The 12,560-nt window shown below is 62.2% G+C and carries 20 protein-coding genes; 13 read left to right on the forward strand and 7 right to left on the reverse strand.

The features are described from left to right. Nucleotides 1-2: 2 nt before the first annotated feature. From AC0QUY_RS30460 to AC0QUY_RS30475, 4 genes are read right to left on the reverse strand one after another with little or no spacing between them, the layout of a single operon-like run. Nucleotides 3-581, reverse strand: a complete 579-nt coding sequence (locus AC0QUY_RS30460; protein ID WP_475389932.1) for a hypothetical protein — start codon at nucleotides 579-581, stop codon at nucleotides 3-5. Continuing rightward, nucleotides 578-1,621, reverse strand: a complete 1,044-nt coding sequence (locus tag AC0QUY_RS30465) for an MT-A70 family methyltransferase (protein WP_475389933.1) — start codon at nucleotides 1,619-1,621, stop codon at nucleotides 578-580. The genes AC0QUY_RS30460 and AC0QUY_RS30465 overlap by 4 nt, the downstream gene beginning before the upstream one ends. Next, nucleotides 1,621-2,070: a VRR-NUC domain-containing protein gene (locus AC0QUY_RS30470; RefSeq protein WP_475389934.1), complete on the reverse strand. Its 450-nt coding sequence runs from the start codon at nucleotides 2,068-2,070 to the stop codon at nucleotides 1,621-1,623. Before AC0QUY_RS30470 ends, AC0QUY_RS30465 begins: the two co-directional genes overlap by 1 nt. A gap of 24 nt (nucleotides 2,071-2,094) precedes the next feature. Continuing rightward, on the reverse strand, nucleotides 2,095-2,346 hold the full coding sequence (locus AC0QUY_RS30475; RefSeq protein WP_475389936.1) for a helix-turn-helix domain-containing protein: 252 nt from the start codon (nucleotides 2,344-2,346) through the stop codon (nucleotides 2,095-2,097). A gap of 372 nt (nucleotides 2,347-2,718) precedes the next feature. Between AC0QUY_RS30475 and AC0QUY_RS30480 the strand changes: the two genes are divergently transcribed. The 12 genes from AC0QUY_RS30480 (at nucleotide 2,719) to AC0QUY_RS30535 (ending at nucleotide 8,419) form a co-directional block, all read left to right on the forward strand. Beyond that, complete coding sequence (locus AC0QUY_RS30480; RefSeq protein ID WP_475389937.1) at nucleotides 2,719-3,507, forward strand: YqaJ viral recombinase family protein; 789 nt, start codon at nucleotides 2,719-2,721, stop codon at nucleotides 3,505-3,507. Next, nucleotides 3,504-4,343: an ERF family protein gene (locus tag AC0QUY_RS30485; protein WP_475389938.1), complete on the forward strand. Its 840-nt coding sequence runs from the start codon at nucleotides 3,504-3,506 to the stop codon at nucleotides 4,341-4,343. Before AC0QUY_RS30480 ends, AC0QUY_RS30485 begins: the two co-directional genes overlap by 4 nt. After that, on the forward strand, nucleotides 4,340-4,774 hold the full coding sequence (locus AC0QUY_RS30490) for a hypothetical protein (protein ID WP_475389939.1): 435 nt from the start codon (nucleotides 4,340-4,342) through the stop codon (nucleotides 4,772-4,774). The genes AC0QUY_RS30485 and AC0QUY_RS30490 overlap by 4 nt, the downstream gene beginning before the upstream one ends. Before the next feature lie 211 nt (nucleotides 4,775-4,985). Then, complete coding sequence (locus AC0QUY_RS30495) at nucleotides 4,986-5,372, forward strand: hypothetical protein (protein ID WP_475389940.1); 387 nt, start codon at nucleotides 4,986-4,988, stop codon at nucleotides 5,370-5,372. A gap of 2 nt (nucleotides 5,373-5,374) precedes the next feature. Further along, entirely contained in the window at nucleotides 5,375-5,578 is a 204-nt protein-coding gene (locus AC0QUY_RS30500) for a hypothetical protein (RefSeq protein ID WP_475389941.1), read from the forward strand. A gap of 11 nt (nucleotides 5,579-5,589) precedes the next feature. Next, nucleotides 5,590-5,826: a hypothetical protein gene (locus tag AC0QUY_RS30505; protein ID WP_475389942.1), complete on the forward strand. Its 237-nt coding sequence runs from the start codon at nucleotides 5,590-5,592 to the stop codon at nucleotides 5,824-5,826. A gap of 33 nt (nucleotides 5,827-5,859) precedes the next feature. Then, the gene (locus AC0QUY_RS30510; protein WP_475389943.1) at nucleotides 5,860-6,315 is read left to right on the forward strand and encodes a hypothetical protein; all 456 of its coding nucleotides are present in this window, start codon (nucleotides 5,860-5,862) and stop codon (nucleotides 6,313-6,315) included. 32 nt (nucleotides 6,316-6,347) lie between these two features. Beyond that, nucleotides 6,348-6,644, forward strand: a complete 297-nt coding sequence (locus AC0QUY_RS30515) for a hypothetical protein (protein WP_475389945.1) — start codon at nucleotides 6,348-6,350, stop codon at nucleotides 6,642-6,644. After that, complete coding sequence (locus AC0QUY_RS30520; protein ID WP_475389947.1) at nucleotides 6,644-7,291, forward strand: hypothetical protein; 648 nt, start codon at nucleotides 6,644-6,646, stop codon at nucleotides 7,289-7,291. Before AC0QUY_RS30515 ends, AC0QUY_RS30520 begins: the two co-directional genes overlap by 1 nt. 81 nt (nucleotides 7,292-7,372) lie before the next feature. Further along, entirely contained in the window at nucleotides 7,373-7,750 is a 378-nt protein-coding gene (locus AC0QUY_RS30525) for a hypothetical protein (RefSeq protein ID WP_475389948.1), read from the forward strand. A 91-nt stretch (nucleotides 7,751-7,841) separates the two neighbouring features. Further along, nucleotides 7,842-8,054, forward strand: a complete 213-nt coding sequence (locus AC0QUY_RS30530; RefSeq protein ID WP_475389950.1) for a hypothetical protein — start codon at nucleotides 7,842-7,844, stop codon at nucleotides 8,052-8,054. 98 nt (nucleotides 8,055-8,152) lie between these two features. Further along, nucleotides 8,153-8,419 carry a helix-turn-helix transcriptional regulator gene (locus tag AC0QUY_RS30535; RefSeq protein WP_475389952.1) on the forward strand — a complete coding sequence of 89 codons (267 nt, stop codon included), beginning with the start codon at nucleotides 8,153-8,155 and terminating at the stop codon, nucleotides 8,417-8,419. A 506-nt stretch (nucleotides 8,420-8,925) separates the two neighbouring features. Here the strand turns inward: AC0QUY_RS30535 and AC0QUY_RS30540 are convergent. The 3 genes from AC0QUY_RS30540 to AC0QUY_RS30550 all read right to left on the reverse strand — a co-directional run bounded on the left by AC0QUY_RS30540 (nucleotide 8,926) and on the right by AC0QUY_RS30550 (nucleotide 10,783). Beyond that, nucleotides 8,926-9,333, reverse strand: coding sequence for a PIN domain-containing protein (locus AC0QUY_RS30540; protein WP_475389953.1), 408 nt, complete (start codon nucleotides 9,331-9,333; stop codon nucleotides 8,926-8,928). Further along, a complete protein-coding gene (locus AC0QUY_RS30545) occupies nucleotides 9,330-9,590 on the reverse strand; it encodes an antitoxin (protein ID WP_161851134.1) in 261 nt (86 codons plus the stop codon). The genes AC0QUY_RS30540 and AC0QUY_RS30545 overlap by 4 nt, the downstream gene beginning before the upstream one ends. A 191-nt stretch (nucleotides 9,591-9,781) precedes the next feature. After that, nucleotides 9,782-10,783, reverse strand: a complete 1,002-nt coding sequence (locus AC0QUY_RS30550) for an adenosine kinase (protein WP_475389954.1) — start codon at nucleotides 10,781-10,783, stop codon at nucleotides 9,782-9,784. Nucleotides 10,784-10,989: 206 nt separating this feature from the next. Here AC0QUY_RS30550 and murJ point away from each other — a divergent pair, with 206 nt between their 5' ends. Beyond that, complete coding sequence (gene murJ, locus AC0QUY_RS30555; protein WP_475389955.1) at nucleotides 10,990-12,534, forward strand: murein biosynthesis integral membrane protein MurJ; 1,545 nt, start codon at nucleotides 10,990-10,992, stop codon at nucleotides 12,532-12,534. The last annotated feature ends 26 nt before the right edge of the window (nucleotides 12,535-12,560 follow it).

Below are 12,560 nucleotides of genomic sequence, written 5' to 3' on the forward strand. Positions count from 1 at the left end.
GTTCAGACAATGGGATCGTTGGCTCCGACCACCTTCGACCAAGGGATCACGGGGCGGTCGCGTAATAGGCGGAAGCGATGCACCTGCACGGCAGCGGTGATGTCCTTGATCGGTACGACACGGCAGATGCTCTTGTTGATGGTTTTGGTCTCCACGTGCACCGGAAATTTTTTCACGCGCGGCCAGAACCAATCGTGCAATTGCGGGAAGTCGATCCAGAGGCAGTCAAGCGAGTCATCGCGCCAATGCATGCAATAGAGCAGCACGTCGCATCGCGAATAGACCATCCAGCCGCTGCGGATGAATCCAGGCGAGCTGCAGCTGTCGGTCTCAAGGCAGATCGCGTCATAAGGTTCGCGCCGCTCGGGCGGCGGTTCGCGCACGATCTTCTCTTCGATGGAGACCGGGATTCGATTAGAGCGCCAGAGCAGCGTGTCGATGCCACTCTTCTGCTGCTGATGCGCGAAGCGGCCTTCATCGAACAGCAGAAAACCGGCATAGCTACGCCGATAGAACGGCAGCAGATAAGCGTCGCGCATCTCCCGTTGCCACTTGTCGTCACGCTCGAAGTCGTCGTTCATTCGGCGACCTCCGCGAGTTCCTGAAACAGGTTGGCAAAGTCGGGCCGCGCCTCGCGCTGGTTGCCCTCGCCATAGGGCGGATAGGATGCCGCGCGCACGATGTCGTAGAAGGCCTCGGGCTTTTCCGAGTGTTCGCCTGGGCGTGGCGCAATGAAGTGCGTTGGAATACTCGCCGCCGCTGGCCGCGTCGTGGTCTCGCCGAGCGTGCCGAACAGCACATGCTCGGTGCTGTTGCGGAAATAGGAGCCGAGTCCGAAAGCACCTTCCTTGACCCACGTGATGACGATGCGATGTTGGAATCCCCAATGCGCCATCAGCTCGCAGCCGCGCGCCATGAAATTGTTGGTGACCCAGAGGTAGAGATGGCAGCCGGTCTCGTCGGCCCATTGCTTCGGATCAAGCAGCAACAGCTGCTCGTGCGTCTGCATCGCATAGCCGGGCTTGGCGCGGCCAGCGACCGACAGCCAGTCATAGTCCCAAGCCGGATCGAGCACGAGCGTGCGAAACTTGCCGACCACCGGCACGAGCTGCAGCACGCGTCGCTCATCGGCGGCAACCTTGTCGAGGCGGGCCTGCTTGCCTTCCTCGCGCCGCGCTATCAGCTTCGCGGCAGCGGCACCGGCAATGGCAGGTGCGCCATTTGGCGCAGCTGATGCTTTTGCTTCGCTGACATTGCTCGGCTTTTTTCCAGCCGCTGCGCCATTTGGCGCAAGGTCACGGCGCACAGTGGATTCGCGGACGCCCAGCGTCTTCGCGATCTGCCTGTTCGAAGCCTTCGGCTGCTTCTCCTTAATCAGCTTCGCGATCTCTTTGCGCTGCTCGGCGACGGCCTTCAGGTTGTCGAGCCGGATCGAGGATAGAAACGCGTTGATGTCATCGAAGCCGGTGCCGACGCCGCACCAGCGATCCTCCTGCAGCAGCCATTTCAACTTGCCGCAAGCGCGCTCGAAGCTGTAGCCCGCGAGATGCACGCCCTCGCGCAAAGCGCCGTAGGCTTCAAGGGCGCGCGGATCGGCTTCGTGTTTTGCGATGCGCCCCATCACTGCAGCTCCACGGTCGAGCGCAGGATGCCCGCCTGCTTCAGCGTGGCGACCGCATCATCGAGCGAGGTGGTGACCAGCACAGCAAAGCCGCAGGCGACGAGATGCGCGAGCACATCTGACTGATCCTCGGAAAGGCGGCCCGTCTTGAAGCGCTTCAGCTCCAGCCAGAAGACCTGCGCGTTGGGGCCGCAAAAAATAAAATCTGGCCAGCCTGGCAGAACGCCCATGCGCTTCAGGCGCTGGCCGGTCAGCGAGTATCTTTTTCCGGTGCGGGGATTAATCCGGTGTTCGCGGTGTTCGCCGAGCGGGAGGTGCGTGAATTTCCAGTCGGGATGCAGGCAGCGTTTGCAGATGTCGGCGAGCGTGGCGTGGGTTGCGAACTCCAGCGGCGGCGGTGGTGCGATGCCTCGTTGCCTCTTGCCCTTGAACAGCGATAGCTGACGCATAGCGGCTCCCTCCGCGCTTGATCATCAGGCGGCTTGATCCTTGTTGGTTTCGGCTGTGCCGTAGAAGCCCCAGAGAGAGATCGGCGCGAAGTAGCCTTCGTCCGCGAGCGCGGCGCGCATGCAAAAATAGTATTTGCTCGGGAAGAGTCCGCGATATCTGCGCCAATTGCAGACAGCAGCGGAGGTCTGGCCAGTGAGGCGACCGACAGCGACAGGGCCGCCGAGCACATCGACTACTTCGTTGAAGGACCAGATCGGTTGAAGACGCCGCGTCATGATGGCGTCATGCTGATGCTCAAAAATTATTTCAGTCAAACGTGCGAAATGGTTTGAAGTGATCGAGCGTGACTTACCAATTCAAACCAGAATGGCTCACGCAAGGTCAGATCGGCTCAAACACTTCAACATTAAATTTTTCGTGCCATCGAGCCGCTCAGGTTCCGACAACTGAACTGAAAAAATGTTCGCCGTACCACCTTGACGCGATAAAAATTTGTGCTTGAAGTTGCCGTTCGCTGATGCTGGCGCGTAGATACGGGACGCCCAGCAGCGGAAGAGAAGACACAAGCGGCAAGCCCGACCAGCACTCTCTTCAAATATGCATTTTGTGACAGAAGCCTGCAGCAGTCGTTGCGGGAGTGCGCCCGTATGTCCTCCGAGTTCGACTACCAGATCGGCAGATTCACCGGCAGCAGCGCCAATGTGGTGATGCAAGGCAGCGAAGCCGATTGGAATAAGCACTACCGCATCAGGGCCGCCATCGATCCGCCAGAGCCGCAGACCTGGGCGATGAAAGCGGGCTCGCATATGGAGCCGCTGATCCTCGACTGGTTCGCGTCACAAACCGCATATTCGATCACGCGGCGCGGCGAAGTTGTCTTCCATCCCGAGATCGCCGACGTTTGCTGCAAGCTGGACGGATACTGCGCGGCGCTCGACGCCGTCATCGAGGTAAAATTTCTCTCGCCAGCGTGGCGCAGAGAAGAATTTCTTGCCGCGTATTATCCGCAGACGATGCTGCAGCGACTCTGCACCGGGGCCAGCAAGGCGATCCTGCTGGTCGCGCAGGGCACCAACGAGCCGCTCGACTTCGAGCATGAGTACGACCCTGACTATGCCGCCGAGCTGATCAAGCGCGCGGGCATCTTCCTGACCTGCCTGCGGACACTGACGCCGCCGTTCCCGATGCCGCCTGCGGTCCCGAGAGAGAAGTGGCGCACGATCGACATCATCGCCGAGCCGACCAATTGGTCCGGCGAATTGCTCCTCTACCTTCACGAATTTGAGAGCACCGCCGATGCAGCCCAGTCCCACGAGGAAGCTGGCAAGGCGGCGCGCGATCTGATCCCCGATGATGTCGGGAAGTGTTTCGCTGGCGCTTTCCAGATCACCCGCAATCGCAAGGGCACCCTTGCCATCACCAGGAGGGCCGCATGAACACGGTTCCAGTCACCAGCGATTATCACAGCGTGATCGAGCGCGCCGCGATGGACCCCAATTTCGACGTGGACAAGCTGGAGCGCCTGGTCGCGATGCAGGAAGCCAGCCAGCAGCGCAACGCTGATCAACGGTTCAACGAGGCGTTGTCGAAGGCCGAAGCCGAGATGAGCACCATCGCCACCAACGCCAACAATCCGCAGACGAGGAGTCGATACGCCACCTTCGCGCGGCTCGATGGCGAGATTCGTCCGATCTACACCAGTCACGGTTTCGGCATCCAGTTCAACACCGAGCCGACCGGCGAGCCGAACATGATCCGCGTCGTCGGCATGCTGTCGAACGGTATGATCCAGCGCCGCTTTCAGGTGGACATGCCCATCGTCACGCAGGGCATTCGCGGTCAGGACATGATGACCCGCACGCACGCGACAATATCCGCCATCTCTTACGGCAAGCGGGCGCTGGAGATCATGATGTTCAATCTCGCCATCGGCGACGATGACGATGGCAACAGAGCTGGCGGTTATCGGCCAGCGCCGGTGTCAGCGCCAGCGTCCGCGCCGCGCTCAATGGATGAGCTGGTCGATCCGCACAGTGGCGAGATCGTTGATCACGTCGATCCGTTCACGCTCGAAATGCACGAGGGCCAGACCTGGGCCGAGTTCGTGGAGCCGCTGCAGCGCTACATGACCCACTGCCGAACCATCGAGGAGTGGGACGAATGGAAGCTGATGAATCAGGACCTGCTGCTGAAACTGCGCGAGACCAAGCCGCAGCTGTTCCGGCTGTTTGAAAAGAACATCGAAGGCAAGCATGAGGAGCTGACGAAATGAGGTTAGTGCTGACACCGACCGGCTGGGCACCGTTCGATGCCGAGGCGCGTGAGGTTCACCGGAGCCAGAGCAGCGGCGAGCCGATCGCTGCGCAGGTGATCGAGATCGAACTGCTGCACGATCGCGACATGATCGAGCACCGCCGCATCATGGCGACCATCAACGAGCTGGCCAAGGCGCTGCACACCACGCCCGAGAAGGTGCGCGCCGAGCTGCTGGTTGCGACCGGCAATTTCGTGCTGCTCGGCGATCTGCTCGGCACGCCAGTGGTCGCGATCAATTCGATGTCGCGCAGGAACATGAAGGACCACGAACTTCATGCGTTCTGGGGCGAAGCGAGGGAGGTGATCCAGAGCAAATTGCTGCCGAGAATTACCGTCACCGCCGAGAGGGATCGCTTGGCGGAAACGATATTGCTGCAGCCAGCGTGACTGTATCTCACGGGAAGCTGCTGTGATCCGAAGGCCTCGCCGCTCCGCAAGGAGCGGCAGGCCGAGGAAGAGACGGGGAATCCCGCAGCGCGACGTCCGGGTTCGCCTGCGGTGATCCAGAGGCTCGCCGTTCTATTGCCATTGCGCCCCAGCCTTGTCGGTGGGCGGCGAGCCGAAGGATCAAATAGCAACCATGCCACGGAGATCAATGATGACCGAGATGAACGGCTTGCCGCACGAAGCGGGCAACGATATGGCCGAGACGGTGCGCGACATCCAGCGCCTGGCCGCTGCCCGCACCGAGTCGATCAAGGTTCAGGAGACGCTGCCGCCCTCGGCGCTGCCATTCGATCAGAAGAAGCATGATCTGATGATCACGGGCGTCGATGAGGTCGCCACCGACTGGGTCAGCCAGCTGGAGCGCTCGCGGGAGAACTCGAAGGCGGTCGAGCAGCTGGTGCTGGAGCGCGCCGCCAAGGTGAAGGCCGACATCACCGCGCTTTATCTGCTCGGCAGCGCTGCCCTAGCGGAAGCAAAACGCGGCGAGGATGTCACCGAGCGGCTGGCCTCCGAACTCGACAAGCTGTCGGAGTATTAGCCGTGAAGAACGGCAGCAAGCCGACCGGAGTCTGGCACTGCCTTGAACGGGTGGCGCGCGAGAACAACCCGCGCTTGGTGGCAATCATCGAGATCAAGGATGCACGGCATCTGCTGGAGACGCGCGCTGCGCTGAGGGCCTTGGTTACGACCGGAATAAGCAAGGGCAAGATTGCCAGCGCGAAGCGGTTGCTGGCAAAGCATTGAGGGAGGCGGTCATGGCGACATTTCATTCGATCACGCAGCAGCCATGGCGCAGCGCCAGCTTCGGCGAGCGCTGGTCGCTAGAGGTGACAACGCTGCTGCTGTGGCCGCTCAAGGATGATGAACGTATGTCGGTGCTGATCAATCTGCTGGCCGCGCAGATTGACAGCATGTGCGAGGACGAGGACCAGATCGACGCCCTGATCGACCTGCTGCGGATGCAACTGAAGCTGCGGACAGCATGCGTATGAAGGTCGTCGTAAAGAACTCAGGATGGTCGCGTGATGGCAAAAGACACGCCCTATGCGCAGGCGACCAGCGGTGTTGCGGCCCGCGATGAGATCACGCGGCTGCTGCGCCGCTTCGGCTGCGAGCAGATCGGCTTCATGGATGACTACGAAAAGCACGAGGTCATGCTGGTCTTCAAGCATCGAGGCCGCCAGATGCAGCTGCGCGCCAGCGCCAAGGGCTGGGCCGCGCTGTATCTAAAGGAACACCCGTACAATTATCGCCATAAGGGCGACGAGCAGCAGCACCGCAACAAGGCGCTGGCGCAGGGGCAGATCGCGATAAATTCGATTCTGCGCGACTGGGTCAAGGGTCAGCTGATGGCGGTTGAGACCGGCATCCTGTCGTTCGACGCTGTCTTCCTTCCCTTCATGCTCACTCATGACGGTCGCACCATCTCCGAACGCGCCGATCAGCTCGGCCTGCTGCCAGCTGGCGAGGCACTATCATGACGGCAATGTGGATCACAGAAATGGAGGAAACCATGAGCGACCAGATCAGCAGCAGCACCAGCCCGACCAAATTGTCGGCGCTCGCCGAGCAAGCCAGCGGCAGCGGCGCATGGTGGAAAGAAGAAGCGCTTGATCAGCGCAGCGAGCTGGCGTTGCCAAACCGCGTGCTGGTGGCGCTGGGAAACGCAGGCATTACCACCGTTGAGCAGTTGAAGGCGGCGGGACCGGACAAGCTGCGTAAGATGGACGGGATCGGCAAGCTGGCCTTCAACCAGATCATCGCGCTGCTGCGGGCGCTCGATCGTCGGGCGAACGGCGGAGATAGCTGATGCGCGAGCTGAACCAGCGCATCCGGCATCTGGAGCTGCCCGATCGCATGAAGCGCCTGCCGATCAACGATCAGGGTTTCCCGGTGCCGTACTTCGTTCCTTACGTCGATGGCAAGCCGGAGTTTCGTGGCTTCGATGGCGAGAAGCTGGGCATCTGCGTGCGGCATAAGCGGTGCTGGCTGTGCGGTGAGCCGCTCGGCAAGTTCATGGTGTTCGTGATCGGGCCGATGTGCGCCGTCAACCGCGTCAGCGCCGAGCCGCCAAGCCACCGCGACTGCGCGCTCTATGCGGTGCAAGGCTGTCCGTTTTTATCGCAACCCAGAATGAAGCGTAACGAGAAGGATATGCCCGAGAGCCTAGAGCCAGCGGGCATCATGATACACAGGAATCCAGGCACCACGCTGCTCTGGACGACGCTAGGTTATTCGATCTTCAAGGATGGCCGCGGCGGCGCGCTGTTCAATGTTGGCGATCCGGTGCGCGTCGAGTTCTTCGCCGAGGGCCGCGCGGCCACGCGCGACGAGATCATGGCTTCCATCGACAGTGGTCTGCCGATTCTGCGCGAGATGGCCGAGCGCGACGGGCCTGAAGCCGTCGCCGAGCTGAAGCAGATGTACGACAGGGCAATGGAGTTAGTGCCAGCATGACCGATGTCTCGGCCTGAGACCTCCTGCTGGCGGCGCGGAGGTTTCGGGTATCTGCACCAGCCGCCGCAACGGAGACTAACAATGAAGCACGTCGAAATAGGCGAACTCGTCAGTGCCGTCCCGATTGCTCCACCGAAGATGACACGACGCGAGAAGCTGCTGCACTGGGCTGCGTTGATCCGCAAGGCGGACAGGCCCATCGGGCTCTATCACGCGCTTGAGTACATGAGCTGGGCACAGCAGCAGAAAACCCGCATCGGTCCTGACGACGTGACTGCTCTCGGCATCGCCGCGTCAGACCCGGTGTTTCAGGCACAGGGTCTGAGCGCGACGACGACGATAGCCGATGCGCTGCGCTTCTTTGAGTTGACGATCACCCAAGCGCACGCCTTCTCCTGCGACTGCGGCGGTGCAATCTCGAACGACCAGCAGGCCGAACGGATTGAACGGCTCGCCTGACACAAGCCCGGCTGGCGGCGTGACTGCAATCGCGCCGTCGGCCCCACAGATAGCAATTCGGCGAGTCCACCACAATGACGCAGCGAGAGGATTGGCGATGCGCATGAACACAAACGAGGCCAAGGTGATCAACGCGCTGCACGAGGAGATCATGGATGAAATGCTCGGCGAGTCTGCTGCCGTACAAGTCAAGGTGGCCTTCGCGGTGCTGGCCACGGTGATCGGCAACACCGCGAGGCAGGACCCGGATGAGCTGAAGCGCGCGGCGATCGAGCTGCGCGAGCTGATGAATCTGGCGCAGTGAGCAATGGGCAGCAGGTGAAGATGATGAAGCAATGAAAACGCGCGCCGCTGACGCCTGGGGCAATTGGTGGCCGAAGGTGAAGCGCAGAAAGGAGCGCGATGGTGCTGGAAATGGTGGGAGAGGAGAAAGAAGGCGGCGCGCGGCGCATGCTCACGCTGGAGCAGGTATTGAAGCTGGTGCCGGTCGGCCACTCGACGCTAAAGCGAATGATGGCGCGCGACCAGTTTCCGCGCCCGCATTACATCAGCCCGAACAAGCGGGTCTGGTATGAAGATCAGATAGAGCGTTGGCAGCAAACCCTGCCAGCCGAAAGCGCCCGCAAGAAGCAGGAGCGGCGGCGCAATAAGCGCGGCAGGCTGGCTTAGCCGCCCATTACAGGCCAGAGCTGGCCAGATAGGGCCAGCCATCGCGAAAGCTGATCTGGGGCATATTTGGGGCCTGAGCCGATCCGCTTAGGCCCTTCGCTCTTCCAAGGTACTGAAAAGCCGACATTATTTAGGTGAAAATATCGCTTGGCTACAGGCCCACACGACTTGGCCGTACGCGGCACGCCTCAACATCAGGGGCCTCAACGGGCTTGGTACCCATCCGCCAAGGCCTGACGAAAGGCGCTTTAGCATCGGTCGTCGGCGTGCCGTCCCTTCGCTCACAGGCTCAGGCGAGCCCGCCCTGCGACGACGTTTGCGCGCCCGACGCTGCCGCGTCCACCGCACCCCGCCCCGCGTTTAGTGACGATCGCGAAACGCCCCTCTTGGGGGGACGGGATGGCGGAGTTGTACGAGTGATTTGGGTCAATCGAAAAGCGAATTATTTTTGCGGGAGGAGCGGTTTTTGATTTGCGTTGTCGGGCAAATCAGTGCTGGGGCATCCATCACACCGCCCAATCCGTAACGATCAATCCCGGCACTCGCGAAAATTCGCTGACGTTGAGCGTCACCAAGGCCGCGTCGCGTCGACGGGCCTGCGCGGCAATCAGATAATCATAGTGCCCAATCGGCGTGCCCGCGCTTTCCAGCCGAGCACGGATATCCCCGGCGTGCGCCGCATCTTCCACCTCGAACGGGAGAACATCTATTCCAAGGCCGAGAAATTTTTCGAGCAGGCGTTCGTTATGTTCACTCCGTCCACCCTTGGCGGACCCGTAGCGCATTTCGAACAACGCGACAACTGGCAGCGCAATCGCCGTGCCTCCCCGCATCTGTTCTCCGAACCGATGGCGGAGCGACGAACTGCGTCCGTTTACGATCGCGATGACAATGTTGGTATCGAGGCAGATCATTCGTCGAAGAAGACGCGCGGGTCTGGCTCGGCCGGCGCTTCGTCCGGAATCCCGTCAGGCAGGAAGTCCTTGGCGCCAAGCGCGTCAAGCTCAGCCCAGAACTTATCGAGATCAACCGGTTGTGCCTTGAGCGGCTCAAGGATCACCTTGTCGCCGACCTTGCTGACGCGCACCTCGTTACCCTCGAAGCGAAATTCCTTGGGCAGGCGCACGGCCTGGCTGCGCCCATGCATAAATATCTTGGCGGTTGCACTCATCATCCGCCTCCGTCCATGCGGTATATATCATTGATATATATCATACGACCAGAGAATCCGTCAACTCATCCAGCAGCGCAGGCAACCGCGCCCCGAACACGCCCGCGCACGGATGGAACGCTCTCTACCGGCAGCGAACGAGAAGAGGTGTATGCCCGGGTCAAGCCTGGCCCGGCCGGAGAGGCCGTGGCCTACACCGGCAGTCCCTTCTGCCCCGCCAGCTCCTTCAGCGACACCTGCGGCCGCGCGCCGATGTGCTGGATCACCTCGGCGGCGGCGAGCGCGCCGAGGCGCCCGGCGTTTTCATAGCCGGCATTGCGCACCAGGCCGAACAGGAAGCCGGCGGCGAACAGGTCGCCGGCGCCTGTCGTGTCGACCAGCTTCTCGATCGGGTGCGCCGGCACCGCAACGACACCGTCTTTCGCGGCCACCACGCAGCCCTTCTCGCTGCGGGTGACGACGCCGAGTTTGGCATCCGCGCGCAACTGCCTCAGCGCGCCATCGAAATCCGAGGTCTGATAGAGCGAATGCAGTTCGGCCTCGTTGGCGAAGACGAGGTCGACGGTACCTTTGCGCATCAAATCGAGAAACTCGTCACGATAACGGTCGACGCAGAAGGAATCCGACAGCGTCAGCGCCACCTGGCGGCCGGCCTTGTGCGCGATGGTCGCCGCCTTGACGAAGGCTTCCTTGGCGCTTTGGGGATCCCAGAGATAGCCTTCGAGATAGACGATGCCGGAGGCAGCGATCTGCGCTTCATCGATGTCAGCGGGATTAAGATCCTGCGCGGCGCCGAGATAGGTGTTCATGGTGCGCTCGCCGTCCGGCGTCACCAGGATGTAGGAGCAGCCGGTGGCAGGGCCTGCTTCGGCCGCCTTGGTCTCGTACGCGACGCCTGCGGCACGGATATCATGGGTGTAGAGACCGCCGATCTGGTCGTTCTTGACCTTGCCGATGAAGGCGGCGCGCGCGCCAAAGCCGGCGACGCCTACGATGGTGTTGGCGCCCGAGCCGCCGCTCATTTCGGTCGCCGGGCCCATATCCCTGTAGATGGCGGCGGCGCGGGCCTCGTCGATCAGCGCCATGCCGCCCTTGGTCATGCCGTGACGCGCCAGAAAGCCTTCGTCGGTCTGCACCAGCACGTCGAAAATCGCATTGCCGATCCCGAGAACGTCGTATTTTGCGTCAGTCATTCGTCCGTCCTGTCAGCGGCGTTGCGATGAGGCTGCGGCCTACCAGATCGGCCCCGTGGCAGCAAGGGAAGCTGGATGCCGAAAGTCTCTCGTCATGGCCGGGCTTGTCCCGGCCATCCACGTCTTCGTCGCTGCAAGACCGTAAAGACGTGGATGCCCGGCACAAGGCCGGGCATGACGGGTTATGGACTGCTATAGAACCTCCAATGATCCGCTCCTTTCTCACGGTATCTTCGGGAACGCTGGCGTCGCGGCTGCTTGGATTCGCGCGCGATTCCTTGCTGGCCGCGCTGCTCGGCGCGGGCGCCATCGCGGATGCGTTCCTGGCGGCGTTTCAACTGGTCAATGTCATCAGGCGGCTGTTGACCGAGGGTGGGCTGAACGCGGCGCTGGTGCCGGCCTGGTTGCGGGTGCGGGAAACCGATGGGGCGACTGCGGCGGCGGCGTTTGCCGGGCGCGTGCTCGGCACGATCACACTCGCCCTCATCGCGGCCACGGCGCTGCTTGCGCTCGTGATGCCGCTTGTCATCGCCGTGCTGGCGCCGGGATTCTCGGGGCGCGAGACGCTGCAATTGGCGGTCGACAATGCGCGGCTGATGCTGCCGTACCTCGCCTTTGCTGGGCCGGTGACCGTGATGATGGCGCTGTTGAACGCGCAGGGCCGTTTTGCGCTGACCGCGTTCTCGCCGCTGCTGTTCAACATCGCGCTGATCGTTGTGATGGCCGTGCTGCTGGTCGCACGACTGGATGCGGTGCAATCAGCGCAGATCATCGCCGCGACCGTCGGCGTCGCCGGGCTGTTGCAGCTATCGGTGCTGGTATTGCGCCGAGGCGAGAACATCGCAGCGCCGTTGCGGATCTCGTTCGACAAGGAGATCCGCGGCTTCCTGGCCAAGGCCGCGCCCGGCATGATGGCGTCGAGCGCACCGCAGTTGCTGATGGTGGCGGGTGCGATCATCGCCTCGTCATCGCCGTCGGCGGTGTCGTGGCTCTATTTCGCCAACCGCCTGATCGAGTTGCCGCTCGGCATCGTCGGCGTCGCCATGGGCACGGTGCTGATCCCGGAATTATCGCGCGCGGTACGGGGTGAGGATCGCGCGGCCGTCGCGCACGCGGAATCGCGCGGCCTCGAACTCGCGGTTGGACTGGCGCTGCCGGCCACGCTCGGCCTGATCGTGTTAGCTACGCCGATCGTGCGGCTCTTGTTCGAGCACGGCGCGTTTACCGCCGATGACACAAACGCAACCGCCCGCGCGCTGATGTGGCTGACGCTGGCGCTGCCGGCGCATGTGCTGGTGAAGGCGCTGTCGCCGGCATTCTTCGCACGCGAGGACACGATGACGCCGCTGGTCGCCGCGCTGCTTGGCGTGGTGCTGGCGGTCGCGCTCGCGTACCTGCTGGGCCATTGGTACGGCACTGAGGGCATTGCGGCGGCGATTGCGCTCGGCGCGTGGAGCATGGCGTTCCGACTGATCCGCCGTGGCGCGAAGACCTTTGGGTTCTCGATCGATCGAGAGGCAAAACGGCGGTTGCCGCGCATCGCTCTCGCCGCACTCGCCATGGGCGCGCTGCTGTGGCTTGCGACACGCTCGCTGCCTCCCCTCACCTCGGGCGCTCACGGCCTCGTGCAGGCCGTCCTGCTACTGGCCGTGATCTCGGTGGGAATAGCGACCTACGGCCTGTTTCTGCGGCTTTTCGGCGTTATCGGCTGGCGCGAGGCGGTTAACGCCATCAGGCAAACCGCACGGTAGGCTTTTTGATTTGGGCATGATCTCTT

It is taken from the genome of Bradyrhizobium sp. WYCCWR15520, from assembly GCF_056174665.1.

Bases quoted from the DNA above. Each gene is read 5' to 3' on its own strand.
- AC0QUY_RS30480 (WP_475389937.1), top strand. From the start codon at position 2,719: ATGTCCTCCGAGTTCGACTACCAGATCGGCAGATTCACCGGCAGCAGC.
- AC0QUY_RS30550 (WP_475389954.1), bottom strand. From the start codon at position 10,783: ATGACTGACGCAAAATACGACGTTCTCGGGATCGGCAATGCGATTTTC.
- AC0QUY_RS30545 (WP_161851134.1), bottom strand. From the start codon at position 9,590: ATGAGTGCAACCGCCAAGATATTTATGCATGGGCGCAGCCAGGCCGTG.
- AC0QUY_RS30515 (WP_475389945.1), top strand. From the start codon at position 6,348: ATGAGCGACCAGATCAGCAGCAGCACCAGCCCGACCAAATTGTCGGCG.
- AC0QUY_RS30490 (WP_475389939.1), top strand. From the start codon at position 4,340: ATGAGGTTAGTGCTGACACCGACCGGCTGGGCACCGTTCGATGCCGAG.
- AC0QUY_RS30535 (WP_475389952.1), top strand. From the start codon at position 8,153: ATGGTGCTGGAAATGGTGGGAGAGGAGAAAGAAGGCGGCGCGCGGCGC.
- AC0QUY_RS30470 (WP_475389934.1), bottom strand. From the start codon at position 2,070: ATGCGTCAGCTATCGCTGTTCAAGGGCAAGAGGCAACGAGGCATCGCA.
- AC0QUY_RS30525 (WP_475389948.1), top strand. From the start codon at position 7,373: ATGAAGCACGTCGAAATAGGCGAACTCGTCAGTGCCGTCCCGATTGCT.
- AC0QUY_RS30475 (WP_475389936.1), bottom strand. From the start codon at position 2,346: ATGACGCGGCGTCTTCAACCGATCTGGTCCTTCAACGAAGTAGTCGAT.
- AC0QUY_RS30465 (WP_475389933.1), bottom strand. From the start codon at position 1,621: ATGGGGCGCATCGCAAAACACGAAGCCGATCCGCGCGCCCTTGAAGCC.
- AC0QUY_RS30510 (WP_475389943.1), top strand. From the start codon at position 5,860: ATGGCAAAAGACACGCCCTATGCGCAGGCGACCAGCGGTGTTGCGGCC.
- AC0QUY_RS30460 (WP_475389932.1), bottom strand. From the start codon at position 581: ATGAACGACGACTTCGAGCGTGACGACAAGTGGCAACGGGAGATGCGC.
- murJ (WP_475389955.1), top strand. From the start codon at position 10,990: ATGATCCGCTCCTTTCTCACGGTATCTTCGGGAACGCTGGCGTCGCGG.
- AC0QUY_RS30495 (WP_475389940.1), top strand. From the start codon at position 4,986: ATGACCGAGATGAACGGCTTGCCGCACGAAGCGGGCAACGATATGGCC.
- AC0QUY_RS30520 (WP_475389947.1), top strand. From the start codon at position 6,644: ATGCGCGAGCTGAACCAGCGCATCCGGCATCTGGAGCTGCCCGATCGC.
- AC0QUY_RS30540 (WP_475389953.1), bottom strand. From the start codon at position 9,333: ATGATCTGCCTCGATACCAACATTGTCATCGCGATCGTAAACGGACGC.
- AC0QUY_RS30485 (WP_475389938.1), top strand. From the start codon at position 3,504: ATGAACACGGTTCCAGTCACCAGCGATTATCACAGCGTGATCGAGCGC.
- AC0QUY_RS30505 (WP_475389942.1), top strand. From the start codon at position 5,590: ATGGCGACATTTCATTCGATCACGCAGCAGCCATGGCGCAGCGCCAGC.